Genomic DNA, 25,117 nt, shown 5'->3' on the forward strand with positions numbered 1-25,117 from the left:
CGCCGCTCCGCCGCCCCGCCTGGCCCCGACCTTCGTGTAAGGGTTTCCGACACGGGCGATGGTGTCGCTCAAATTGACAAATAATTCCTGAAGAGCCCGGAAAAGCGGCGGTTTGGGACCATCAAAATGAGCTGCTATGCGCGGCCGCATGCTCGATAGACGAACCGCCCTTCAAGGAATTGCCGCCGGCGCCGCCATGCTGGCGCTTCCGTCCAGCACCGCCGCTGCGCGAGCCGCGGCCGGAAAGCCGCCCCGGCTCCGGCCGGGCGACACGGTCGGGCTGATCGAGCCGGCCGGCTTCACCGACGACGCCTTCGATCTGGCGCTTGTCGAGGAGACGGTGCGGGCGATGGGCCTGGTGCCTAAGCCAGCGCCGCATTTGCTCCAGCGCTACGGTTATCTCGCCGGACGCGACGAGGCGCGAGCGGCCGACGTCAACGCCATGTATGCGGACGACGATGTGCGGGCGGTGTTCGCAGTGCGCGGCGGCTGGGGGTGCGCGCGCATTCTGCCGCTCCTCGACTACAAGCGCATCGCCGCCCATCCGAAGCTGCTCATCGGCTTCAGCGACATCACCGCCCTGCATCTCGCCTTCGCCGCCCATGCGGGTTTCGCGACGGTCCACGGCCCGAACGCCGCGAGCTCTTGGGGCGAGCTGTCGTGGAACGCCTTCCGCCAACTCGCTTTCGAAGGTGGGACGCCGACCTATCGCAACCCGGTCGCGACCGATGATCGGCTGGTGCAGGCACGCTGGCGCACCTGGACGATCCGTCCCGGCCGGGCCCGGGGCCGGTTGCTCGGCGGCAACCTCACGGTGCTCGCAGCGCTGATGGGCACGCCCTATCTTCCCGACTTCAAGGGAGCGATCCTGTTCCTCGAAGACACCGACGAGGCACCCTACCGGATCGATCGGATGCTGACCCAGCTGGCGCTCGGCGGCGTGCTCGGCCAAGTTGCCGGCGTCGTGTTCGGCCAGTGCACCGACTGCCGTGCCTCGGCTCCTTCCTATGGCGGTTTCACGGTCACCGAGGTGCTGAAGCAGCATCTGGAGCCGCTCGGCATACCCGCCTTCCAGGGCGCGCTGATCGGCCATGTCGCGAACCAGTTCAGCCTGCCGGTCGGCATTCCCGCCGAGATCGACGCCGAGGCAGGAACCATCCGGATCATGGACCCCGCCGTGGCGTGACCGCGGAATCTTGATCCTGATCCGGAACAAGTTAGGCTCCCCTCGCTTGAACCCAAATGCCTGTAGCCGACCTCGCCCTTCCGCGCCCGGCGCCCCTGCGTCTCGCCAACCATCTGCTGGATGCCGTCTGGAATAGCAGGCTTTCGGCACCGCCGGAGATGGACGGGGAGGCAATGGAAACGCGCGCCGAGCAGCAGACGGGCCTCGCGGACTTCGGCGACCCCTGGTTCCGCCGGCCTCTGCGCCGTTTGCTGCAGTCGCTCGCCGAGGAGGCGCAGCTCAATCCGGTCGGGCGTATCGTCGCGCGCGCCTATGTGCTGAAGCTGCTCAAGGAACGGCTTTGGGCGCAGCAATGGTTCGGCGAGAATGCCGAGATCCGGCGGCGACCTCTCGCCCCGCCGGTGGTCGTGGTCGGGCCGATGCGGTCGGGAACGACGCGGCTCCACCGGCTGCTCGCCGCCGACAGTCGCTTCGCGCATCTGCGCATGTTCGAAACCATGTGCCCGGTGCCGCGGCCGGCGCGAGGGGGCGGGCGCGATCGCCGCCCGTGGCTGGCGGCGATGAGCCTGGGGCTTCTCCACCGCGTCAATCCGGCGACAGCCGTGGTCCATCCGACGGGGCCCATGGCGCCGGAGGAGGAACTCGGCCTCCTGGTCGCTTCGGCCTGGGGCATGAAGCACGAGGCGCAGTGGCGCGTGCCCGCCTATGCGCGCTGGTGCGAGGCCGACGATGCCACCCCGGCCTATGCCCATATGGCCGACCTGCTGCGTCTCACCGGCTGGATGAGGCAGGAGGACCCGGGCAAGCCATGGCTCCTGAAGACGCCGCAGCACATGCTCGACCTGCCGGCGCTGCTCCGCGTCTTTCCCGACGCGCGGATCATCTTCACCCATCGCGATCCGGCGGCGGTCGTGGGGAGCAGCTGTTCGCTCGCCTGGAACCAGATGAGCCTGCAGAGCGACCATGTCGATCCCCGCTGGATAGGTCGCGAATGGCTGCGCAAGACGAGGCTCAAGATCGATCGGATGACGGCGGCTCGGGCCGGTCTTCCGGCGGGGCGCATGATCGACGTTCATTTTGACGAGATGGATCGCGACTGGCACGGCGTGATGCGGCGCATCTACCGCTTTCTCGACCTGGACATGGCCCCGGCCGAACCGGCGATGGGCGCCTATATGGCCCGCGCTGAAAGGGACCGCCGATATCGGTCGCACAGCTACAGGCTGGGCAGTTTCGGGCTCGAGGCGGAGGATGTGAGGGAGAGCTTCCGAGATTATCTCAGGGACTTCGCCATCCCGGTCGAGGCGGCGTCGCGGAAGAGAGAAAGCGGACCTCTATGGGCCGACGACCGCACCGCTGTGGTCGCGAGCGGGTAAAGCGGCGGTCTAGGCCGCCCGCGGTATTCCGGGGTCTTCGAGCGGTCCGGCCTCGCCGCGCACGGTGATCCGTTCCAGTTCGAGCCAAGGCGTCGGTCCCTCGTCATGCTCGGCGATCATGAGGATATCGTCGTGCATCAGCGTCACGCCATTTCCTTCGAGTACCGAGGAGGCGTCGACACCGGGCGGGCCGTGCACGATCAACAGCCGGCAGGATTGCCAGCGATGTTCCTGGTAAAGCATCTTGGTTTCCCTCCTGTTGACGAGTCGCAGAGTGCAGGATCGTCCTCCTCACGGTTCTGCGCAATCGGATAATCGACGAAATACATGGCCTTGAGGCGCGGCGAGTTGGAGCGGCGCCCGCCAAGGCCTAAGGCCAACACGGCGGACGAAGGAGAGGCGGCATGGCCGCGACGAGGTTGCTGGGGGCGAGCGGATTGGCGACGCCCCGGCTGGTGCTGGGCGGGAACGTCTTCGGCAACACCACGCGGGGCGCGGAGGCCTTCGCGGTGCTCGACCGCTTCGTCGAGGCGGACGGCACGATGGTCGACACGGCCGACGTCTATTCAGCCTGGGTGCCGGGGCATCATGGCGGCGAGTCCGAGACGTTGCTCGGCGAGTGGCTGAGGCGGCGCGGCCGGCGCGACGACGTGCTGATCGCGACGAAGGTGGGCATGCTGGCGGGCGAAGGCGGCGAGAAGCTGGAACCCGCCCGCATCGCCGCCGCGGCGGAGGCGTCGCTGAAGCGGCTCGGGACCGACTATATCGACCTCTATTATGCGCATCAGGACGATGAGAAGACGCCTCTGTGGGAGACTCTTGCCGCTTTCGACCGGCTGGTCAGGGACGGCAAGGCGCGGGCGATCGGCGCGTCCAACTATTCGGCCGAGCGGCTGGCCGAGGCGCTCGCCATCTCCGAGCGCGAGGGACTGGCGCGCTACACGGTCCTGCAGCCCGAATATAATCTCATGGCCCGCGATGGTTTCGAGGGGGACCTGCAGCAGCTCTGCATTGAGCGGAACCTCGGCGTCCTTTCCTATTTCGGGCTCGCCTCCGGGTTCCTCACCGGGAAATACCGATCGGAGGCGGATTTTGGCAAAAGCCCGCGCGGTGCCGGCATGGCCAAATATCTGAACCCGCGCGGCCGGGCCGTCCTGGCTGCGCTCGACGAAGTGGCGGCCGAGACCCGTGCCACTCAGGCGCAAGTCGCGCTCGCCTGGATCGCCGCCCAGCCCGGAGTCACCGCCCCCATCGCCAGCGCCAATCGGCTGGAGCAGCTCGAGGAGCTTATCGGGGCGATGACGCTCGAGCTGGACGAGGGCCAGCTGGCGCGGCTTTCCGACGCGTCGCGCTGACCCGTCCTGCCGGGAGGCCAGGTCGCTCCTTTTCGACATGCCGTTCCTGCGGTGGGAGCCCTGAGCCTTGATTCCCGGGCAGCGGGCTCCAGATGGGCCCTATGAGCCGTCGCACGCCCCTGTTCCTGCCGGGCGGTTTTGCCGCCTTGCTCGGTCTCGCCGGATGCGCGCCCGATTACCAGCCCAAGGTCGAGGGGCACACCGCGGAAGGGCCGGTTGCCGCGCGACCCGGGGAGACCGCAACCGCGATCTTCGCGGGCGGTTGCTTCTGGTGCACCGAGGCGGATTTCGAGAAGGTGCCGGGGGTGATCTCCGCGGTGTCGGGCTATACCGGCGGAACGCTCAAGAACCCCACCTACGAGCAGGTCTCGGGCGGCGGCACGGGCCATTATGAAGCGGTGCGCGTCACTTACGACCCGGCGCGCGTCAGCTATGAGCAGCTGACCGACTATTTCTTCCGCACCGTCGACCCGACCGATGCCGGCGGCCAGTTCTGCGATCGGGGCGACAGCTATCGCACCGCCATCTTCGTCGTGGGGCCGGAGGAGCGTCGCATCGCCGAAGCCGAGAAGGCCGAGGCGGATGCGGCCCTCGATCGGCCGGTGGTGACCCCGGTCCTTCCGGCCGCGCCCTTCTACGAGGCCGAGGAATACCATCAGGACTATTACAAGAAGAACGATCTCAAATATCGCTTCTACCGCACCCGCTGCGGCCGCGATGCGCGGCTTCAGGAGCTTTGGGGCGGCTGAACCTCGCGCCATCCTGCATTAACTTCGGTCTGGCATGACGACAGTGCTAACGGTGGGCGTGTCCCTGCCGGTGGTGAGCGCAGCTGACGTTCGGGTTGAAGGGCGCGAAGACCCCGCTGGGATTGTCGCGAAACAGCCAGACATGGCGGTCGTAATGCGGCTCGAACATATGGGCCTCGTCGAGCTTGGTCGCGGGATCGTCGACCATATGTTCGAAGGGAACGCCGTGGAAGGCGGGCGGCGTCTTGTTTCCAGCCGCTTCCCAGGCGCGGGCGAAGACCAGATTCTCGGCGGCGACCAAGGTCATCGAACCATCCGCCTGCGGTTCGTAGATGAGGATCGAAGGCTTCAGGAAGTCGGTATGCGTGCCGGTTCCGTCCACGCGCGGATTGGGCGGGCCGGCAATGCCGAGCCGGTCGGGGCGGAAATAATGGACGCCCATGCCGCCTTGCTCTCGCGGCAAACCCACATCCTCCGCGTTGACGCACATATTCATCGGATCGCGCACATAGCCTTCGGCGAGCGCGACCTTGACGTCCTGGAACCGCTCCGCGGCGGCGCGCACCGCATCGAGGCTGGGTTCCCCGGCGCTGGCTGCGGGGGCGAGCGCGAGGGCGGCGGCGATGATCAGCGTGTTCATGGGTGGCCTCCTTGAATAGGAGGCCACTACTATCGTCCTGAAATAAGACACGCAGGCCGCGATAGCCGCCGCTCCTCGCGCGACGGCCATGCGCCGCAGCGACGAAAGCGGTAGGATCGGCGACTAGCAGTTCCCCGGCGGAAGCCGGGGCCCAGGCCTGAGTCAGTAGCTGGACCCCGGCTTCCGCCGGGGAACCGTATTCCTCAGGAGGCGCGGTTGAACACGCCCATCGCCGCCGTCACCATGGCTTCGGTGGCGGTAGAGATGGTCGGCTCGGGATCGGGTGCCCAGAAGGGGCTGTGTAGCGAGGGCAGCTTGGACGCGTCGCCGCCGGCGGCCTTCCATTTGTCCTGCGGCACGCCGCCGACCCAGAAGATCAGGCTCTGGATCGACTTGTCGGCGAGATAGTAGCGGCTGAAATCCTCGCCGCCCATCACCGCCGGCGTGGCGATGACCCGCTCGGGGCCGAAGCGCTCGGTGAGCAATTTGGCGGTGTTCGTCGTCAGCGCCTCGGTGTTGAAGACGGCGGGCGTATATTCCTTCTCGCGAATGGTCACCACGGGCATCCGGTCCTCCGGCATGCCGGCGGCGATCGCCTCGCCGCGCACGATGCGCTCGATGCCGTCGAGCAGCAGCCGGCGGGTTTCATCGCTGTAGCTGCGCACGGTGAGCAGCAGCTGCGCCTCGTCGGAGATGATGTTGTGCTTGGCGCCGGCGTGGAAGCTGCCGACGGTGACGACGGCCGGGCTCTGCGGGTCGTTCTCGCGGCTGACCAAGGTCTGGAGCGCGCCGACGATGCGGCTGGCGAGGACGATCGGATCCTTGGTCGTGTGCGGATAGGCGCCGTGTCCGCCAACCCCCTTCACGGTGATGTCGACGCTGTCGACATTGGCCAGCGCATAGCCGTTGGAATAGCCGACAACGCCGGCCGGAAGGGCCGCGGCGTCGTGGAAGGCGATGACGTGGCTGGGCTTGGGAAAGCGGGTGTAGAGGCCGTCCTCCAGCATGGCCTTCGCACCCTCGCTGGTCTCCTCGCCGGGCTGGAGGATCATGACGAGCGTGCCGGACCACTGATCCTTGGTGGCGGCAAGCCGGCGGGCGGCGCCGACCCAGGCGGTCATGTGCGTGTCGTGGCCGCAGGCGTGCATGACGCCGGTCTCAACCCCGGCGCGGCTCGTGCCGCGCTCCTTGCTGGCATAGGGGAGGCCGGTCTGCTCCTCGACCGGGAGCCCGTCCATGTCGGCGCGGAGCATCACAACGGGGCCGGGGCCGTTTTCCATCACCGCGACGACGCCGGTCTTGCCGACGCCTTCGGTGACCTTGAAGCCGAGCTTCTTCGCTTCGGCCGCGAGCTTGGCGGCGGTGCGCGTCTCCTGCATGGAGAGCTCGGGATGGGCGTGGAGGTCCTGGTAGAGCGTGATCAGCGACGGCATGTCCTTGGCGACTGCGTCGCTCAAGGCGTCGGCGTGCGCGGGCGCGGCGGTGGTCATCAGGCACAGCAACGCGGCGGCCAGCAATTGGCTTCTCATTGGGCGAATTTCCTCTTCAGGTTCAGCCGGCGGCGCTCTTGGGAACGAGCTCCAATATGTCGATAGTGGACTCGAAATGCGGATAGGGGAAGACCAGCCGCCACTTCGCCTCGCCGATCCGCTCGATCACGCCGGCCATGTCGCGCTCGGTGTCGCGCCCATATTGGAGCGCGCGGCTCTCGTCGCCGAGTTGGAGGGTGCCGAGAAACACCATGCGCTGGCCGACATAGGGAAAAAGGAGGCCAATCGGCCGCTGCGAGCCGGTAAGCTTGGTAAAGCTCATCAGGCCATCTTCGTTGCGGATGCGGCAGTCGAACCAGGGATAGGCGATATAATCGAGCATCGCCTCGGACTGCCCGCCTATCTTGATCGTGCGGCAGCGATAGACGCCGGGCGGCGGGTCCTGCCAGGCAAGCCCCGCGTCGGGCTGGAGCAGAGCGCCTTCCTGGGCGAGCGCCTGTCCATGCCCGGAAGCCCGAGCCAACTCTAGCGCCTTTACCCAGGCCGTCCGCCATTCGCGGAGACGATGCCGATCACTGGTGGTGGCGATGGAGCGCCAGTCGGGCACGACGGAAGCCGCGCCGGCTGCCTCGTTCCCGCTTCCCGAGCCGCAGCCGGCCAGCATCGCCGCCGCCGCGCACAGGGGAAGATAACCGAGCCTCATGCACCACCTCACGAGCCAACGATCCCCTCTCGGGGGAGGAGCTTAGCGGGGGAGAAGCCGGTCGTCGATGGCCGAAAGGAGGCGTACTATATCGGAACGGCAAAGCTGCGCGTCAGCGTCGGCAGCATGCTTTATTGGGCCGTCCAGCCGCCATCCATGCTGAGATTGGCGCCGGTGATCGAGCTCGCTTCATCCTTGCAGAGGAACAGCGCCAACGCCGCAACCTGGTCGACCGTCACGAACTTCTTCGTCGGCTGGGCGGCGAGGAGGACGTCTTTCATCACCTGGTCGCGGGTGAGGCCGCGGGCCTTCATCGTGTCGGGAATCTGGTTCTCGACCAAAGGCGTCCAGACATAGCCGGGACTGATGCAGTTGATGGTGACGCCCATTTGCGCCGTCTCCAGGGCGACCGTCTTGGTGAAGCCGGCGATGCCGTGCTTGGCGGCGACATAGGCGGACTTGTTGGGGCTGGCGACGAGGCTGTGCGCCGAGGCGGTGTTGATGACGCGGCCCCAGCCCTTCGCCTTCATGCCGGGCAAAGCGAGCCGGGTCGTGTGAAAGGCGGCGGTGAGGTTGAGGGCGATGATGAGGTCCCACTTCTCGACCGGGAACTCATCAACAGGAGCGACATGCTGCATGCCGGCATTGTTGATCAGGATGTCAATTCCGCCGAGCTCGTCGGCACATAGCCTCATCAACCCTTCGATCGCGTCGGGCTTGGTGAGATCGGCACCGCTATAGCGCGCCGTGCCGCCGCTCGCCTGCTCCAGCTCCGTCCGCAGCCCCTCGATCTCCGCCGGATCCCCGAACCCGTTCAGCATCACGTTCGCGCCTTCCGCCGCCAGGGCGCGGGCGCAGGCGAGGCCGATGCCCGAGGTGGAGCCGGTGACGAGGGCGGTCTTGCCTTGGAGGAACATGGGGTGTCCTTTCTACTTGGTGAGGTCGAAGGCGGCGGTCTTGCCGTCGATGATGTTGCGGGCGACGAGCGCGCCCTTCTTCATCGTCTCAGCGACGGCCGCGCGGCCTTCCGCCCAGTGATGCTCCATGCTGTCACGGGAGAATTCAAAGTCTCGGGCGCCGCCTTCCCAGCCATGGGCGCGGTAGATGAGATGGACGACGTTGACGGCGTGCTCCGCGGAGAGGTCGCGCAGACTGGCGACGTCGGGATCGTCGTTGAGGCTGTCGGGAAGCTTCGCCAGCACCCTACGAATGATCTCGCGCTCCTGGCGGAGGCGCATCAGCTGGTCGGTGACCTGACGGGTACGGCTGGAATAGCGGATGTCCTTCTCGCGCGAATAGACGTCCATAATTGTGTGGGGCATGTCGCCGCGCGCGGGGAAGAGATCGACCTGGAAGACGAGCAAATCCTCGCTCTGCCGGTCGAGCACATGAGAGAGCGGCGTATTGGAAACGATGCCGCCATCCCACCACCAGCAGCCATCTATCTCGACCGGGGGGAGGCCCGGCGGGAGCGCGCCCGATGCCGTGATATGGCGGGCGTCCAGGCGCTCGTTCGCCGTGTCGAAATAACGGAAGTTGCCGCTTTCGACGTTCACCGCGCCGACCGACAGTCGTATCGGCCCGCCGTTCAGCCGATCCCAATCGACATGCGCATCCAGCGTCTCGACAAGCGGAGCGGTGTCGTAGAAGCTGAGGGCGCCGGCGCTCTTGGCTGGAGCCAGCACCGGTGGGACTGCGCGCGGCCGGAAGAAGCCGGGGACACCCGCGCCGGCGACGAAACCGGCGGAGAGGATGTGCATCCATTCCCGCCATTCGTCCCCGCCCATCATTGGCAGGCTCGGCAAGGCGGAGGTTACGATCTCCCAGAAGGATCTGAGCTTCGCCACCCGTTCACCCGGCGCATTGCCGGCGATGATGGCGGCGTTGACCGCGCCGATCGAGATGCCGGCGATCCAGTCGATCTCTATCGCGGTTTCGGCCAAAGCCTCATAGACGCCCGCTTGATAGGCGCCGAGCGCGCCGCCGCCCTGGAAAACGAGGGCGACTTGGTCCGGCAGCGGGAGGGATCCATTGCTGCGTCGGCGGGGGGCGGCTTCGGCCATGGCTGCGGCTCCAATCGACTAGTTGCGGCCCCGTTGCAACCCGTGGTCGGGCCCGAGCATTGTGCCGTCACATAAAGTCGGAGAGTTCCATGCGCTTTGGCGGAAGAAGGACGAGCAGCAATGTCGAGAACCGCCGGGGCGCGGGCGGGGGCTTCGGGCTCCCGATGGGGGGAGGCGGGCTGCGCGTGGGAGGCGGCAGCCTCGGCTGCGGCGGACTCCTGATCGTGATCGTCATTGCCCTTTTGCTCGGGGTCAATCCGTTGCAGCTGCTGGGGCCCGCCGATCAGGGCCAATTCACGGCGCCGCACGCGCAGCAGGACGGCGCCAGGAGCGGCGAGACGGCGCTCGACAACGAGACCGATCGCTTCATTTCCCAGGTCCTGGCCTCGACCGAAGACCAATGGGGCCGCCTCTTCCAGCAAGCCGGTCAGACCTATACGCCGACCACTCTCGTGCTCTACGACCGCACCGACCGCTCGGGCTGCGGCATCGCCCAGGCCGCCATGGGCCCCTTCTATTGCCCCAGCGACCAGCGCATCTTCATCGACACGGTCTTCTTCAACGAACTGTCGCAGCGGCTCGGCGCCCCCGGCGATTTCGCGCAAGCCTATGTGATCGCGCATGAGGTGGGCCATCATATCCAGACGCTGGACGGCACGGCCGACCAAGTGCGGCGGGCGCAGGCGCGGGCGAGCGAGGCGGAAGCCAACGCCCTCCAAGTGCGGATGGAGCTGCAGGCGGACTGCTATGCCGGCGTCTGGGCCTCGACGGAGCGAGCGGCGCTGGAGCAGGGTGACGTGCAGGAAGGGATGACTGCCGCCGCAGCGATCGGCGACGATACGTTGCAGCAGGCCTCGCAAGGATTCGTCGTTCCCGAGAGCTTCACGCACGGGACATCGGAGCAGCGGATGGAATGGCTCCAGCGTGGGCTCACGACCGGCGACCCGGCAGCCTGCGATACTTTCGCGGGAAGGATTTAATCGCCGGCGACCCCGAACAAGGTCGGCAACATGGCGAACCCCGTCAACACGAGGGCGAGCGCTGCCCAGCGCCAGTGGCCCATGCCGTGCCACGCCCGAACCGCAACAGCCCGGCCTGCCGAGGGGCGCCGTTCGGCCTTGAAGAGGCGGAGCGAGTAAAGCGCCGCGCCGGACACGGACAGAGCGGTGAGGAGCGCGCCGAACAGGAACCATGGGAGCTTGGTCCAATAGCCCCCGAAGGTGCCGAAATGCAGGGGATCGGCCATTTCGGAGATGCGCTGGTGGATGTTGAGGTCGCGCCCGGCGGTGACGAGCAGGGGCTCGCCGGTGGCCGCGGAGGTCCAAACCGCGTTGGAGCGGTCGCGGACGAGGATCGCCTCGTCCTGTCCCTGGAACTGGAAGGCGCCCGACTTGCCGTTCGGAAAGATGATGCGCTTGATGTCGAGGTCCGGGTTGGCGGCCCGGGCGGCGGCGAGGCTGGGGCCGAGACGCGCCGCAATGTCGGTGTTGGAAAGGCTGAGTGCCGGAACCTCCGTGCGGGGATGCGGCGGAGCACGCGCGATGGTGCTTTCGGCGAGATACCATAATCCCGTCAGGATCATCAGAGCCACGAACCACAGGCTCCACACGCCCGCCAGGCGATGGAAGTCGCCCCACGCGGTGCGGGCGTCGCGCAGGCGTATCGGCTTCAGGAAGCCGCGCCACCATTTCTTGTAGACGACGAAGGAGGTGCCGAGGCTGACGGCGAGCAGCAGCGCGAGCGAGGAAACGATCGGCACGCCGAGCCAGGTCGGCATATTGAGGTGACGGTGCATGTTGCGGAGGATGCGGGCCGCGCCGACCCAATGGCCGTCGCCCTGCACCTCGCCGGTGGTGGGATGGGCGTAGACGAAACGGAGTTCGCCGTCCGGACTTTCGATGGTAGCCGTGGCGGCGAAAGCCTTGGCGAGTGGGGCATCGAGGCTGCGGATACTGGCCCCGGGCGCGTGCGCGGCAACGTTGCGGGCAATGGCCGGCCAGTTCACCGGCCCGGAGACGCTGGACATCTCGACGCGGAGCGCCGGGCGCATCAGCCAGTCCATTTCGTGGCTGAACACGGCGAGGGTGCCGGTCAGCAGCACGAAGCTCATGAAGATGGAGAGCTTGAGGCCGGCCCATTGGTGGATCACCCACCATAGGCGCGCCTTCTTGGGCAACGCCTTGGGCGGGAAGGGGGCGACCTCAGTCGCGGGGGCGACGCGCGTCACCACCGCCGGCTGACCTCGAGGAAGACCGAGCGAGGCTCGCCCGGGAAGTGGCCGGTGCGGGCGATAAAGCCCGAGGCGGCGTAGGTCTTGTCGAAGATGTTGTCGGCACGCAGGAGAGCGCGCCACGGGCCGGTTTCGTAGATGATCGACGCGTCGAAAATCATGTAGGGTTTGACGCGCTGGCCATCGATGCTGAGCCGCTCGGAGACATAGTCTCCGCCCAGCGCCAGGGCGAGACCGAGTTCCGGAAACTGGTAGCGGGTCCAGAAGCCTAGCTTGTGCTCGGGCGCGTTGGCGAAGCGGTCGCCGACATTATTCGCAAAGCCGCCGCCTTCGCCATTGTCCTCGGTGATGCGGGTGTCGTTATAGGCATAGGCCAGGGTCAGCACCCAGTTGCGCGTAAGGTCGGCGGCGAGGTCGAAATCGATGCCCTTGCTGGTGATCTCGCCGAACGCGATGAGGTCGTCGATGCCGTCGCCACCGACGTCCCCTCGCGGATCGGTTTGGAGAATGTTGCGACGGCGGATGCGATAGGCCGAGAGAGTCGACTGCACCTTGCCGCTGAATAGGTCGGTCTTGACCCCGCCTTCGAAAATGTCGCCCGTCGTCGGCGCGAACGGCCCGCCGGCGAGCTCGCTTTGGGCTGAAATGCCCTGAGGCTCGAAGCTCGTTGCATATTGGCCGAAGAAGGACAGGTCCTCGCGCGCCCGGTACACGAGGCCTGCGCGCCAGGTGACTTCGCTGTCCTTGAATTCAGTCTCGCCTTCCACGTCGTTGAAACGATCGTAACGGATGCCGCCGACGGCAACGACGGGCCCGATTGTCGCCTCCTCCAGCAGATAGACGCCCTGGCGCGACTGCTCGGTGTCAGTGATCCGGAACGGGATCTGGTCGTAGGTCGAACTGTCCGACAGACCATATTGCGGATCGATGAGACTTAAGGGGCTGGGAAGGCCCGGCGTCACCTCGGTCGTGCCGCGCAGGCTCCGGCCCTTGAAGAAGGAGTCTCCGGTGAAGCGGTCATAGCCGACGAGAATTCGGTTGGAGACCGGACCGAAGTCGGCGGACCAGATCGCGTTGGTGCCGAAGGACCAAGTCTCCTGCATCCTCACCTGATCGCGAAATTCGCGGATGGTGGCGTCGATCTCGCCGTCGCCGTCGGAATCGAACAGGCCGCGCGGCTCATGATATTGCTGTTCCTCCAGCGCGTCATTGTAACGGAGCGTCGCATCGAAGCTGAGGCTGTCCGACGGGTCGGCTTCGATGCGCGCTTGGACGACATCGGAGCGCAGATTGAGGAAGTCGGTCGGCTCGTTATGATTCCAGCGGCGGCTGGCGAGAAAGTTGCCCTCGTCGTCGGTGGGGACGCCGCGCAAGCGATTGGCATCCAGCTCCTGATCGTAGCGGGTGGCCTGGAGGATGACCTTAGCCGGCCCGAAATCATAAGCGAGGCCGCCGTCGGCGATCAGCGTCTCGCTGCCGGCGTTGAAGCGGTAGGTATCGCGATCCTCGTAGAAGAGCCCGGCGCGGCCTGTGAGGGCGCCGACCAGCGGGCCCGTGACTTCGGCGGAACCGCCATAGCGGTCGCCGGTGCCCACCACGGTCGAGACTTCGGCCGAGAAGCTGTCTTCGGGTTTCTTGGTGACATAATTGAAGAGGCCGCCCGGCGCGCCCGGCCCGTAGAGCATGCCGGCGGGCCCTTTGAGAAACTCCACCCTCTCGATGTTGAAGAGCTGCGGGACGGAAAAGCCGGCATAGGGATCGCCGCGCAAGCCGTCGTAGAAGATCTCTTCCTGCCTGAAGCCGCGCGCGGTGACTCCGGCGTAGCTGAAGAAGGAGACGCCGGAGATGTTGCGATAGAGGTCCTGCGCGTCGCGGGCGCCCTGATCCTCGATCAGCTGCTCGGTGATGACGGTAATGGTCTGGCTGGAGGCGAGCGGATCGGTGGGAAGCTTGCCGGTCACGATCTCGTCGACGCGGTAGAGCTTCTGCGCCCGCCCCGTGACGATGATGTCCGCCGCGCCGTTCACCGCGTCGGCGGCGGCGGCGGTTGCAGCGGCTCCAGTCGCGATATCGTCCTGGGCGTGGGCGGGAACAGCGGCAATCGCAGCCGCAATGGCGGCCAGCGAGACCGGTCGGATATACATCAATGAACCCCTTATTTGCGCTTTTGCGTCTGCCTCCCGTTATTGCAGATGAGACTAATTCGCAATAGCTCTTCCACGAGCGCCTCGTCTTGGCCGGAAGAAGGGCTAGCGGCGCGATAGGCGTAGCGGCAGCCCGCCTTCGGGGCGCAGGGTGACGGTGCCGATCACTCGGACGGGTCGGGCATGGACGCGCTCGAAACGCCACGCCGCGAGCCAATGGGCGAGGATGGTCAGCGCCTCGCTGGTGGCGAAGCGGGCGCCGACGCAGACCCGCGGGCCGCCGCCGAAGGGCACATATTGGAAACGGTGGAGCGCCGCCTTGCGCTCGGGGAGGAAGCGGTCGGCGTCGAAGGCGTCGGCGTCGTCCCACAGCTTCTTGTGGCGGTGGATGATCCACGGCCAGATCGAGACGATGTCGCCTGGCGAGATGGAGGCGCCGGCGAGGGTGTCGAGGGAGAGCGCCTGGCGATCGAAGCGCGGCACCGGCGGATAGAGGCGCATCGACTCTTCGAGGATGCGGCGGAGCAGGGGGAGTTCTTCGATCAGTCCGGCTTCGTCGCCGACCGACAGTGCCGACCGAGCTTCTTCCGCCGCCTGGTCCTGCAGGTCGGGTTGTTCCGAAAGCAAGTAGATCGTCCAGGTGAGGGCGTTGGCGGTGGTCTCGTGGCCGGCGAGATAGAAGGTGGCGGCATTGTCGAGGGCGAGCGCCGCCGCCTCTTCCTCGCCGAACCGGTCGTGGAGCGCGAAGATCAGGCGGTCGAGGAAATCGCCGTCGGATCGGCCGGGCCGCTCTTCCACCAGCTCCGCAAGGGTTGAGCGGAGGAAGGCCTGCCCGCGCTGGCCGGCGCGCATCGTGGGATTCCAGCCGAGCGGAGGCAGGCGCAGCACGGCCGACAGCCGAGCCTCGGCCGCCGCCTTCAGCGCCGCCGCGATATGGGCCATGGCCGCATCCGTCTTGAGCCGTGGATCACCGCCGAACAGGGTGTCGGCGATGACGCTCATTGTGGTGGCGGTCGATTCCGCCGCCATGTCGCGGACGCCGCCATCGCCCCAGGCCGCCATCCTCGCCGTGGCGGCGCGGGCGAAGTCGGGGACGAGCGCATCGACGGCTGGCGGCGCGAAGTTGGCGGCCACGATCCGCCGCTGCTCGCGCCAAAGCTCCCCGTCGGAGCTGAGCAGCCCCCGACCGATCATCGGCGCAATCACGCGCTTGACGATGTCCGGCTTCGCATAGTTGGCGGCGTTCGCCTGGAGCACCCGCTGCACCGCGTCCGGATGCGTCACAACGTGAACGACGATGCCCAGGATGTTGCGGCGGATATGCCAATTCTCGAACATCGGCGCCGACCAGCCATAGACGGCATTGCGCGCCCGTTCGCCGAAGAAACCGCGCCAGACCGGGACCGGCGCGGGTCCGCGCGGAGGGTGCGGCGGGACGAAACGGGTCGTCATGAGACGAATCTAGTCATTCCGGCGGAAGCCGGAACCCAAGAACACCGAAAGGCGATGAAAAAGCCGCGCGAGTGGTTCCGGCAACCGTGTTCTTGGGTCCCGGCTTTCGCCGGGATGACGTTATTCGGCGGCGAGGAGGCGTTCCGCTCCGCCGAGGTCGACGCTGACGAGGCGGCTGATGCCTTTTTCGACCATGGTGACGCCGAACAGGCGGTGCATGCGGCTCATCGTCACGGCGTTGTGAGTGACGATGAGGTAGCGGGTCTCGGTCTCCGCCGCCATGCGGTCGAGGAGGTCGCAGAAGCGCTCGATATTGGCGTCATCCAGTGGCGCGTCGACCTCGTCCAGCACGCAGATGGGCGCGGGGTTGGTGAGGAAAAGGCCGAAGATGAGGGCGACCGCGGTAAGCGCCTGCTCGCCGCCTGAAAGGAGGGTGAGGGCGGAGAGGCGCTTGCCGGGCGGCTGGGCCATGATCTCCAGCCCCGCCTCCAGCGGATCGTCCGACTCGATGAGGGCGAGATGAGCCTGGCCGCCGTTGAACAGGGTGGTGAAGAGGCTCTGGAAGTGGCGGTCCACTGCCTCGAAGGCGGCGAGGAGGCGGGCGCGCCCCTCGCGGTTGAGGCTGCCGATCGAGCCGCGCAGCCGATGGATGGCAAGGCCAAGCTCCTCGCGCTCGGCCTGAGACGAGGTGCGGCCTTCCTCCAACTCGGCGAGTTCGCGCTCGGCGACGAGATTGACCGGGCCGATACGTTCGCGATCGGCGGTGAGGCGGTCGAGGCGGGCGGACTCGGCCTGCGCTTCCTCGATGCTCCCTTCGTCGAAATCGAGCTTCTGCGGCAGGAGCGGCGGCGGGCATTCGAAGCGCTCGCCCGAGATGCGGCCCATTTCGACGCGGCGCATTTCCTGATTCTCGTGGCGGGCGACGGCGCCGGCGCGGGCCTCGCGGGCGATGGACAGGGCCTCGCCGACCTGGGCAAGCCGCGCCTCGGTCTCCCGCAACGCGTCTTCGGCGCCGCGCTCATGAGCTGCGACGGCGCGAGCGGCCTCGGCGGCCTCGGTCGATTCCGCTTCCAGTTTCTCGAGCTGCACCGCCAAGGCTTGCGGTGCGTCGGCCAGCTGCTGGGCCTCCTCTTCCGTCTCGCCGATGCGTTTCGCCACGTCCGCCTGGCGCCGGGCGGCGTCGGCAGCGCGGGCGCGCCAGTCCTCCTGTTCCTTGCGCGCGGCTTCGGCGCGTTGCTTGTCGGCGCTGACGGCGCGGGCGTGGGTGGCGGCTTCGGCGCGCACTTCGGCGAGCGCCGCCTGCTTAGCCTCGGCGCGCGAGCGAAGCTCGGCGACACGGCGTTCGGTGGCATCGGCGTCGGGAAGAGCGGAGACGGCCTTCTCCGCCTCGGCGAAGGCGGCCCTGGCGTCCGAGAGGTCGGCGTCTGCCTGGGCCATGCGCTCGGCAAGGCCGGTACGGCGGACCTCGAGCCGCTCTATGGCGACGTTGGCGGAGTCTTCCTCGCGCGTGGCTTCGCGAATGGCGGCGGCGGCCTCTGCCTCGGCCTTGCGCCCCGCCTCGGCGGCCGCGCGGGCGGACTGCATCTCGGCCTGGGCGCGCTCGATCTCCTGTTGAGCGTCATCGACTGTCGCTCGGGCGGCTGGGAAGGCCTTCTCGATCTCGGCAAGACGATTGACGCGGATCAGCCGTTCGGCCGCGGCCGCGCCGACACCGGTGGCGACAAAGCCGTCCCAGCGCCGCAGCCGCCCGTCGCGTGTGACGAGACGCTGGCCGACCGCCAGAGCGATCGCGCGGTCATCCTCGTCGACCACGCCGATCTGAGCGAGGCGGCGGGCGAGGGCAGCGGGTGCCTGGACGTGATCGGCGAGCGGCGAGGCAGCGGCGGGGAGGGCAGGGTCGTTCTTTCCAGTCTCCGCGCCGGCCCAGCGTCGGGGCGCATCGCCTTCGAGCGCCGCCTCGAGATCGTCGCCCAGCGCGGCGGCGAGCGCGCGTTCATAGCCAGGCGCAGCCTTCAGGTGATTGATGGCGCGGTCGCCGCCGGAGCTTTCGACGGCGCGGATGAGAGCCTTGGCCTCCGATTCCAGCGCCGCAAGGGCGGCCCGAGCGGAAGCGCCTTCGCTCTCGGCGGAATCGCGGGCGGTGACGGCGGCCTCGCGCTGCTCCTCGGCGGCGGCGATAGCGCTCGATGCAGAAACCAGAGCCGCCTCGGCCTGTTCGCGCCTGGCGCGGGCCGCGCGCTTGGTTTCGATTAGCGGCGCTTCATCACCGATCTGGGCCAGCTGCTCCTGGAGCCGCCCCAACTCGGCTTCGGCACGGGCGAGCTTCGTTCGCGCCGCTTCCAGGGCGACACCGGCGACGCGGGCCTCGGCCTGCTCGGCCGCCTGCACCGCGCGGGCCTTGCCGAGCGCCGCTTCCGCCTCGCGGGCGCTGTCCTCATGCTCGACGGTGCGGACGTCGATGGTGCTGCGGCTGGCTTCAGCCTCGGCCAGGCGCTGCGCGATCGCGGCAAGCTCCTCGTCGAGGCGCGCGAGGGCTGCCTGGGCGTCATCGCCGAGCGAGGCTTCACGATTTCGGTCGGTGGCGAGCGTCGTCCGCCGCGTCTCCAGCTCGCGGATGCGGCGATCGATGCCGTCGCGCTCGGCGCGGAGCGCGGCCAGCTTGTGGCCCAGCGACGACGCCTGCTCGCGGGCGGCTTCGGCGGCCTTGCGCTTGTCGGCCAGCGCCTGGGCAGCCTCGGTCTGGTAGGCGGCGGCGGCGCGTTGGGCTTCGGCGGCCTTGTCGACGGCGGCGTTCGCCTGCTCGGCTTCCGTCTTCGCGACTTCGGCCGCCTGCGCCGCTTCGCGCCAGCGGGCGAAGATGAGGCGGGCCTCGGCAACGCGGATCTGGTCGGTGAGCCTGCGATAGCGTTCGGCGGCCTTGGCCTGGCGCTTGAGGGCGGCGGCGCGCTGCTCCATGTCGCCAAGGAGTTCATCCAGGCGAGTCAAATTGGCTTCCGCGGCGCGCAGCTTCTGCTCGGCATCCCGGCGCCGGACGTGGAGGCCCGCGATCCCGGCCGCTTCCTCGAGCATCATCCGGCGCTCGGTCGGCTTGGCGGAGATGACCTGGGCGATCTTGCCCTGGCTGACGAGGGCGGGCGAGTGGGCGCCGGTGGCGGCGTCGGCGAAGAGCAGGGCCACGTCCTTGGCGCGGACGTCGCGGCCGTTGACGCGGTAGGCGGAGCCGGCGCCGCGCTCGATCCGCCGGGTGACTTCGACCTCGCCCTCGCTGGCGACGCCGAACTCGTCGGGGACTTCTCCGACAGGGCGCTCGACGAGCAGCGAGACTTCGGCGAAGTCGCGCGCCGGTCGGGCGGCGGTGCCGGCGAAGATCACGTCCTCCATGCCCGAGCCGCGCATCGACTTCGGGCTGGATTCGCCCATCACCCAGCGAATGGCTTCCAGCACGTTGGACTTGCCGCAACCATTGGGGCCGACGACGCCGGTGAGGCCGGGTTCGATGCGCAGTTCGGCGGGCTCGACAAAGCTCTTGAAGCCCGAAAGCTTGAGACGCTTTATCTTCAAGTCCGCCCCCCGGCGCTCATTGGCCCCTGCTCAGCCTCCCGTCTTCAGATGCGGCTCCAGCGCCGCCCAATTGTGGACGTTCTCCAACGTCTTGCCGTTGATCATGAAGCTCGGCGTGCCCTTGATCTGGTGCTTCTCGACCGCGGTCTTGCCCATCTCGACGAGCTGCCCGATGTTCGCCTCGCTGGCGAGGCACTGCTTGGCCTCGGCCGCCGAGACACCGGCTTTGGCGGCCGTGGCGTCCAGCCCGACCATGGACGCGAAGCGGACCAGCCGCTCGGCGGGAGGAAGCGCGTTGATCGCCTCCCGCTCCGCTTCGGTCATCGCCTGGAGCTTGCCGAACCATTGCGGTTGAGTCGTGAAATATTGGTGGGTAAGCGCGAAGAAGTCGTCCGGCCCGGCGCAGCGGCTGAGCAGGCTCGCGGTGAGGTCGGCCGGATCGCGCACGAAGTTGCGGAATTCGAAGCTGACCTTGCCGCTCTTCACATATTGCCCGAGCAGCTTCGGCATCGCTTCCTCGGCGAAGTGCGCGCAATGATCGCAGGTGAGCGAGCCATATTCGACCAGCTTTACCGGCGCGTCGGGATTGCCGACCCGGAAGCCGCCCTCCGCCGTCTGGGCAACGACCTTCGTCCAGTCCTTGACGGCCTGGGCCTCGGCGGGGGGAACGGCCGCCACCCCGAGGGGCAGCGCGGCCGCGGCGAGCAGGAGGGCAAGGGTCCGCTTCATATCAGCCGATCGCTCCGCGGATGCGGGGCTCGATCTGGTCCCAGGTCGCGGCGCCCTCGACGACTTCCCCGTTGATCATGAAGGTGGGCGTGCCCTGTATGCCTTGGTCGGTCGCCCGCTGGCCCATGGCGACCAGCTGCTCGACCGCCTGTTTGTCTGAGACGCAGGCCTTGGCCTTCGCCTGGGGCAGGCCGCGCATCTGGAAGAAGGAATAGAGGTTGCCAGCCTCCGCGAGCGCCGGGATCTGCTGTTCGGGCGGCAGCGTCTGGAGCTGCTGGGCAGTCGCCTCCGACATGTTCTGGAAGCCCTGCATCCACTGATCCTGCGCCGCGAACACCTGATCGGTCAGCTGGAAGAAGGGGCCCGGCCCCTGGCAGCGCGCCAGCAGGGACGCCGCCATGTCGATGCCGTTCAATACGAAGTTGCGGAACTCGAAACTGACCTGGCCGCTTTTCACATATTCATTCTTGATCGCCTCGCTGGCGTCACCGGAGAAGGCGGCGCAGTGCGGGCAGGTCATCGAGGCATATTCGACCAGCTTCACCGGGGCGTCGGGATTGCCCATGATGAAGCCGCCTTCGGGAGTCGCCGACACGACCTGGGTCCAGTCGCCGCCATTCGGCGCCGGGATCTGCTCGATCGGGCCCGAATCGGCCGCCGTCGCCACATTGGCCGTGTCGCCGCCCTCGCTGCCGCAGCCTGCGAGCAGCAAGGTGAGTGTCGCGGTGGCGGTGGTGATCAATGCCTTCATCTATCTACCTCGTCAGTTTGCCGACGACCGGAATCGTCATCATGTCGGGGGATGCGTTTTGCCCTTCGCTTGGCGAAAGCCCGCGCGCAAGCGATTCGAGAACCGCGCGGAGTTCGGGATCGGCGACCTCGCGGAGCGAGTCGCCGAGGCTGGCGGGGATCGGCTTCAGCGACGGCGGCGCGATCCGCGGCTTGGCCCTGGTCATCTTGACGATGCCCTGGCGGAAGACGACGCGCTCGACGGCCGGATAGCCGAAGAAGCGATTGACCCGTTCGACGATGACCGGCGCGACATGCTGCATCATCGGCGCATGGGCACCTTCGACGGTGAGGGTCAGCACCCCGTCCGACTTCCGGCCGGGCGGGAATTTGATCGATTCTGGGGAGGAGACGCCGGCGTAGCGCTCGCCGACGATCTCGCGCCAACGGCTCACGATCGACGACTGCACGAAACCGAAACGACGGAAAGCCGCGCGCCCCACCTCGGGCAGCAGGTCCGAAACGGCGCGCGGGCGCATGGCGCGCCTCGGCTCCCCCTGCTGTTTTTTCGAACGCGGACCCGATTTCACCATCCGCGCCAGCATGGCATAGGCGGGCCATGTCCGTCGATGCCTCGGTTCAACTTATCCACTGGTATGATTCGAACGCCCGGGTGCTCCCGTGGCGCGCGCGGGGCGAAGAGCGGCCGGACCCCTATCGGGTGTGGCTCTCCGAAATCATGCTTCAGCAGACGACCGTGGCCCATGCCCGGCCCTATTTCGAAGCCTTCACCCGTCGCTGGCCGAGCGTCGAATCGCTGGCGGCGGCCGACGACTCGGAAATCATGGCCGCCTGGGCCGGCCTCGGCTACTATGCCCGGGCCCGCAACCTCATCGGCTGCGCTCGCAAGGTCGCCGACGAGCATGACGGCCGCTTCCCGGACAGCGAAACGGGGCTCCTCAAGCTCCCCGGCATCGGCCGCTACACCGCCGCCGCCATCGCGGCGATCGCCTTCGGCCGCCGCGCGGTGGTGGTGGATGCCAATGTCGAGCGAGTCGTGTCGCGTCTCTTCGCCGTCGAGGAGGCGCTGCCCGGCGCGCGGCCGCGTCTGTACGCCCTCGCCGACGCCATCACGCCGGTCGAGCGCTGCGGCGATTTCGCGCAGGCCATGATGGACCTGGGGGCCACCCTCTGTACGCCGCGTGCGCCGTCGTGCGATGCATGCCCGCTGGCCGACCGGTGCGATGCAAGGCGGGAAGGGGAGCCGGAGCGATATCCCCTCAAGGCCGCAAAAAGCGTCCGACCGATTCGCCAGGGCAATGCCTATTGGCTGGAGCATGACGGCCATGTTCTCCTCGAACGCCGCCCGCCGCGGGGGATGCTGGGCGGGATGCTGGGCTTTCCCACCGGGAGCTGGGCGAAGACGGTCGAGCCGGGCGAAGGCGCCCCGCTGGCGGCGGATTGGGACGAGGCCGGCGCGGTCGATCATGTCTTCACCCATTTCGCCCTCACCCTGCGGCTTTATTGCGCGCCGGCCGCCAGTCGCGACGCGGGCGAGCTATGGTGGCCGATCGACAGGCTGGACGAAGCAGGGCTCCCGACCGTCTTCGCCAAGCTGGCGGCTCGCGGCACCGCGTGGCAAAGGGCCGCATGAACTTTCCCACGCCAGGCTTCACCGGCTCGACCATCGATCGGGCGGACAATCTGCGACTCGATCAGGAGAGAATCTCGGCCCTGCTGAACCATGACGACGCGCGCCTGCTGAGGCTGGAGGCGCTCGATCCGTTGCTCGGCGAGGATGACCGGCTGGCCTGGCAGGCGATGAGCGAGCTGGCCGAGGGTGCCGTGCCGCTCTTCCTCGGCTTGGATGGCGAGAGCCCGCTATTCGCGCCGCTGACGCGGATGGCGCCGGGACCCACGCGGGGTTGGGGCGTGTTCGGGCTGATCGGCCGGATGGAAGGCGGGGATGCGGCGCTCTGGGCGACGGCTCGGAGCCTGATCGAATGGCACAACCGCCACGGTTATTGCGGCGTTTGCGGCAGCCCGACCGAGATTTTCCGGGCCGGCTGGGCTCGGAAATGCGACGGCTGCGGCGCGGAGCATTTTCCGCGCGTCGACCCGGTCGTGATCATGCTGGCCGAGCATGACGGCAAGGTGCTGGTCGGACGCGGGCTCAATTATCCGGAGCGGCGCTATTCTGCGCTCGCCGGGTTCGTCGAGCCCGGCGAATCGATCGAGGAGGGCGTCGCCCGCGAACTGCTGGAGGAAGCCGGCGTCCGGGTGAAGTCCGTCCGCTACGTCGCCAGCCAGCCCTGGCCGTTTCCGGCGTCGCTGATGATCGCCTGCATCGCCGAGGCCGAAAGCGCCGCCGTCGTCATCGACCGCACGGAGCTGGCGGATTTGATGTGGGTGGATCGCGGCCAGGTCGCCGCCGCGCTGGCGGGAGCCGAGGACGCGCCGTTTCAGGCGCCGCCCCCCTTCGCCATCGCCAATACGCTGATGACGCGGTGGCTTCATGGCCTTGACATGCTTGCCCAAGGCCGCGGGCCCGCCTAAAGGAGCGCCATCATTTCATTGGTCTGACGCGCGCCCTCATCTGCGGCCGCGCGATTTCGCGGAGGTTTTTGGGCGTGCAGGATCGGAAGAACACGATTGCGGGCTGGGTCTTGGGCGCGGGCATCGTGGCGCTCGGCGCGTCGCTCGTCACCGGCGAAATCTTTAAGGGCGAGCGGCCCGAGCAGATGGGCTATCCGATCGAGGGCGTCGAAGCCGAAGGCGGAGGTGAGGCCGCCGAGCAACCGATCGCTTTCTTCCTGGCCAGCGCGGACGCCGCCCGGGGCGAGGCGCAGTTCAAGAAATGCGCTGCCTGCCACACCATCAACCAGGGCGGCCCCAACGGCCTTGGTCCAAACCTCTGGGCGACAATGGGCAAGCCCGTCGCCCATGTCGCGGGCTTCGCCTATTCGGATGCGCTGAAGTCGCACGGCGGAACCTGGGACTGGGACACGATGAGCGAGTGGATCAAATCGCCGCGCAACTTCGCGCCCGGCACGAAAATGACCTTCGCCGGGATCTCCAAGCCCGAGGATCGGGCCGACCTGCTGGCTTATCTGAACAGCCAGGGCAGCAACCTGCCCCTGCCGCCGCCGCCGGCCGTCGACACGCCGGCCGAAGTCGCGGCCGAGGAAGCCGATCAGGGAGCACTGCCCGGCAAGGCCGAGGACGAGCCCGTGCTGAACGAGACCGAGGCGGCCCAGCAGCCCGAAGGCAATGTCGAGGGCGAGGCCGCTCCCAAGACGAAATAAGCACCAAGGGGATGGCCAGCTGCCAGGCGGCCATTCCTTACTTTGTGTCGCCGGCTGCCCAAGCCGAGCGGAACCCGCAGCTTCGCGCTGATCTAGTGCCTTATTCCTCGGTGCGGGCCGGCGTTTCGCGGTCGCGCTCATAGCGTCGCGTCACCGGAAAGGGCGGCAGCCAGCGCTCGCGGCGCACGGTCCACAGTTCGTAGCTTGGGGTCAGCTGGTCGGGAGCGTCCAATGAGCCCAGATTAACCTCGACTTCGTCCCCGCTGCGCCCTGCCACGGACGAGCCGCAACGGGCGCAGAAAATCCGCCCGGCATAGTCGCCCGTCTCGCCATCGATCGTCACCGCATCCCGTGGGAATATCGCCGACGCATGGAACAGGGCGCCATGATGCTTGCGGCAGTCGAGACAGTGGCAAATGCCGACGCGGTAGGGGCGTCCCGACGCCACGATCCGGACGTCGCCGCACAAGCAGCCCCCGGTGAACCGGTCCATGCCGTGTCTCCCGAGGTCTATTTCCCGCAGTCGAGGTGGTGCTCGCTGCCGGAATAATAGTCGCAGAGATAGTCCCACGCCTCGTCGGCGGTTTCGACGAGATGGAAGAGCTTGAGATCGTCGGGCGCGATGGTGCCTTCCTCGACCAGCCCCTCGAAGCTTACCACCCGATTCCAGAACTCCCGGCCGAACAGCATGATCGGCATCGGCTTGATCTTGCCGGTCTGGATGAGCGTCAGAAGCTCGAAACATTCGTCGAACGTGCCGAAGCCGCCGGGAAAGACCGCCACCGCCCGGGCGCGGATCAGGAAGTGCATCTTTCGCAGCGCGAAATAGTGAAACTGGAGGCTGAGCGACGGCGTGACATAGGGGTTGGGCAGCTGCTCGTGCGGCAGGACGATGTTGAGGCCGATCGATTCCTCGCCCTCGTCCGCGGCACCGCGATTGGCGGCTTCCATGATCGACGGGCCGCCGCCCGAGCAGACGACGAATTGCCGCTTGCCGTCGCTGTCCGGAGCGACGCGGCTGGCGAGGCGAGCGAGCTTGCGTGCCTCGTCATAATATTTGGACTTGGCTTTGAGCCGCTCGGCGATGCGACGCTGATGATCGGTCGCGGCGGCCTCGATCAGGGCATCCGCCTTGGAGGGCTCGGGTATGCGCGCCGAGCCGTAGAAGACCAAGGTCGAGGCAATGTTCGCCTCGTCGAACACCAGCTCCGGCTTCAACAGCTCTAGCTGGAAGCGCACCGGTCGCAGATCCTCGCGCAGCAGGAAATCCAGATCCTGGAACGCAAGCCGGTAGGCGGGATGCTCGGTCTGCGGACTCGATGTCGCGTGGCTGGCGACTTCGGCTTCTTCGCGGGCGGGGGAGAACACGCGCTTCGGCGGGACGAGATCGTTCATGCGCCGACCC

Annotated in this window: 23 protein-coding genes; 8 read left to right on the plus strand and 15 right to left on the minus strand. The window is 67.5% G+C overall.

All coding sequences use genetic code 11. The features are described from left to right. Positions 1-148: 148 nt before the first annotated feature. Together DF286_RS07755 and DF286_RS07760 are read left to right on the plus strand one after the other, a co-directional pair. A complete protein-coding gene (locus DF286_RS07755; protein WP_109272087.1) occupies positions 149-1,186 on the plus strand; it encodes a S66 peptidase family protein in 1,038 nt (345 codons plus the stop codon). Positions 1,187-1,242: 56 nt separating this feature from the next. Further along, positions 1,243-2,562, plus strand: coding sequence for a sulfotransferase family protein (locus DF286_RS07760; RefSeq protein WP_170303947.1), 1,320 nt, complete (start codon positions 1,243-1,245; stop codon positions 2,560-2,562). A 9-nt stretch (positions 2,563-2,571) separates the two neighbouring features. On the opposite strand, the gene DF286_RS07765 is transcribed toward DF286_RS07760, so the two are convergent. Continuing rightward, positions 2,572-2,805: a hypothetical protein gene (locus DF286_RS07765; protein ID WP_109270907.1), complete on the minus strand. Its 234-nt coding sequence runs from the start codon at positions 2,803-2,805 to the stop codon at positions 2,572-2,574. Between the two features lie 161 nt (positions 2,806-2,966). On the opposite strand from DF286_RS07765, the gene DF286_RS07770 reads away from it, so the two are divergent. Further along, positions 2,967-3,917, plus strand: a complete 951-nt coding sequence (locus tag DF286_RS07770; RefSeq protein WP_109270908.1) for an aldo/keto reductase — start codon at positions 2,967-2,969, stop codon at positions 3,915-3,917. Between the two features lie 101 nt (positions 3,918-4,018). Further along, a complete protein-coding gene (gene msrA, locus DF286_RS07775) occupies positions 4,019-4,666 on the plus strand; it encodes a peptide-methionine (S)-S-oxide reductase MsrA (protein WP_109270909.1) in 648 nt (215 codons plus the stop codon). A gap of 46 nt (positions 4,667-4,712) precedes the next feature. On the opposite strand, the gene DF286_RS07780 is transcribed toward msrA, so the two are convergent. The 5 genes from DF286_RS07780 to DF286_RS07800 form a co-directional block, all read right to left on the minus strand. After that, complete coding sequence (locus DF286_RS07780; protein WP_109270910.1) at positions 4,713-5,306, minus strand: hypothetical protein; 594 nt, start codon at positions 5,304-5,306, stop codon at positions 4,713-4,715. A gap of 203 nt (positions 5,307-5,509) precedes the next feature. Beyond that, positions 5,510-6,835 (minus strand): amidohydrolase, encoded by a 1,326-nt coding sequence (locus DF286_RS07785; RefSeq protein ID WP_109270911.1) that lies wholly within the window; start codon positions 6,833-6,835, stop codon positions 5,510-5,512. 22 nt (positions 6,836-6,857) lie between these two features. Beyond that, complete coding sequence (locus DF286_RS07790; protein ID WP_109270912.1) at positions 6,858-7,499, minus strand: DUF4893 domain-containing protein; 642 nt, start codon at positions 7,497-7,499, stop codon at positions 6,858-6,860. 131 nt (positions 7,500-7,630) lie between these two features. Next, positions 7,631-8,416 carry a 3-hydroxybutyrate dehydrogenase gene (locus DF286_RS07795; RefSeq protein ID WP_109270913.1) on the minus strand — a complete coding sequence of 262 codons (786 nt, stop codon included), beginning with the start codon at positions 8,414-8,416 and terminating at the stop codon, positions 7,631-7,633. A 12-nt stretch (positions 8,417-8,428) separates the two neighbouring features. Beyond that, complete coding sequence (locus tag DF286_RS07800; protein WP_109270914.1) at positions 8,429-9,562, minus strand: patatin-like phospholipase family protein; 1,134 nt, start codon at positions 9,560-9,562, stop codon at positions 8,429-8,431. A gap of 89 nt (positions 9,563-9,651) precedes the next feature. Here DF286_RS07800 and ypfJ point away from each other — a divergent pair, with 89 nt between their 5' ends. Further along, complete coding sequence (gene ypfJ / locus DF286_RS07805) at positions 9,652-10,542, plus strand: KPN_02809 family neutral zinc metallopeptidase (RefSeq protein WP_109270915.1); 891 nt, start codon at positions 9,652-9,654, stop codon at positions 10,540-10,542. Here the strand turns inward: ypfJ and DF286_RS07810 are convergent. From DF286_RS07810 to DF286_RS07840, 7 genes are all read right to left on the minus strand, one after another. Further along, entirely contained in the window at positions 10,539-11,789 is a 1,251-nt protein-coding gene (locus DF286_RS07810) for a PepSY-associated TM helix domain-containing protein (protein ID WP_243444765.1), read from the minus strand. The genes ypfJ and DF286_RS07810 overlap by 4 nt on opposite strands. Then, positions 11,786-13,936 carry a TonB-dependent siderophore receptor gene (locus DF286_RS07815; protein ID WP_109270916.1) on the minus strand — a complete coding sequence of 717 codons (2,151 nt, stop codon included), beginning with the start codon at positions 13,934-13,936 and terminating at the stop codon, positions 11,786-11,788. The genes DF286_RS07810 and DF286_RS07815 overlap by 4 nt, the downstream gene beginning before the upstream one ends. A gap of 105 nt (positions 13,937-14,041) precedes the next feature. Beyond that, positions 14,042-15,388: a cytochrome P450 gene (locus tag DF286_RS07820; RefSeq protein WP_109270917.1), complete on the minus strand. Its 1,347-nt coding sequence runs from the start codon at positions 15,386-15,388 to the stop codon at positions 14,042-14,044. A gap of 120 nt (positions 15,389-15,508) precedes the next feature. Beyond that, positions 15,509-18,949: a chromosome segregation protein SMC gene (gene smc / locus DF286_RS07825; RefSeq protein ID WP_109270918.1), complete on the minus strand. Its 3,441-nt coding sequence runs from the start codon at positions 18,947-18,949 to the stop codon at positions 15,509-15,511. Between the two features lie 30 nt (positions 18,950-18,979). Then, the gene (locus DF286_RS07830; protein ID WP_109270919.1) at positions 18,980-19,678 is read right to left on the minus strand and encodes a thioredoxin domain-containing protein; all 699 of its coding nucleotides are present in this window, start codon (positions 19,676-19,678) and stop codon (positions 18,980-18,982) included. A gap of 1 nt (position 19,679) precedes the next feature. Next, positions 19,680-20,429, minus strand: coding sequence for a thioredoxin domain-containing protein (locus DF286_RS07835; protein ID WP_109270920.1), 750 nt, complete (start codon positions 20,427-20,429; stop codon positions 19,680-19,682). A 4-nt stretch (positions 20,430-20,433) separates the two neighbouring features. Next, a complete protein-coding gene (locus DF286_RS07840) occupies positions 20,434-21,012 on the minus strand; it encodes a DUF721 domain-containing protein (protein WP_109270921.1) in 579 nt (192 codons plus the stop codon). Between the two features lie 14 nt (positions 21,013-21,026). Here DF286_RS07840 and mutY point away from each other — a divergent pair, with 14 nt between their 5' ends. The 3 genes from mutY (at position 21,027) to DF286_RS07855 (ending at position 23,712) form a co-directional block, all read left to right on the plus strand. Next, positions 21,027-22,061 (plus strand): A/G-specific adenine glycosylase, encoded by a 1,035-nt coding sequence (gene mutY / locus DF286_RS07845; RefSeq protein ID WP_109270922.1) that lies wholly within the window; start codon positions 21,027-21,029, stop codon positions 22,059-22,061. Next, complete coding sequence (gene nudC / locus DF286_RS07850) at positions 22,058-22,963, plus strand: NAD(+) diphosphatase (RefSeq protein ID WP_109270923.1); 906 nt, start codon at positions 22,058-22,060, stop codon at positions 22,961-22,963. The genes mutY and nudC overlap by 4 nt, the downstream gene beginning before the upstream one ends. Before the next feature lie 74 nt (positions 22,964-23,037). After that, positions 23,038-23,712 (plus strand): c-type cytochrome, encoded by a 675-nt coding sequence (locus DF286_RS07855; RefSeq protein WP_109272090.1) that lies wholly within the window; start codon positions 23,038-23,040, stop codon positions 23,710-23,712. A gap of 100 nt (positions 23,713-23,812) precedes the next feature. On the opposite strand, the gene DF286_RS07860 is transcribed toward DF286_RS07855, so the two are convergent. Beyond that, positions 23,813-24,205: a GFA family protein gene (locus tag DF286_RS07860; RefSeq protein WP_109270924.1), complete on the minus strand. Its 393-nt coding sequence runs from the start codon at positions 24,203-24,205 to the stop codon at positions 23,813-23,815. Between the two features lie 17 nt (positions 24,206-24,222). After that, positions 24,223-25,107 carry an LOG family protein gene (locus DF286_RS07865; RefSeq protein ID WP_109270925.1) on the minus strand — a complete coding sequence of 295 codons (885 nt, stop codon included), beginning with the start codon at positions 25,105-25,107 and terminating at the stop codon, positions 24,223-24,225. Positions 25,108-25,117: the final 10 nt, after the last annotated feature.

This window comes from Sphingosinicella humi (assembly GCF_003129465.1).
Taxonomy (GTDB): domain Bacteria; phylum Pseudomonadota; class Alphaproteobacteria; order Sphingomonadales; family Sphingomonadaceae; genus Allosphingosinicella; species Allosphingosinicella humi.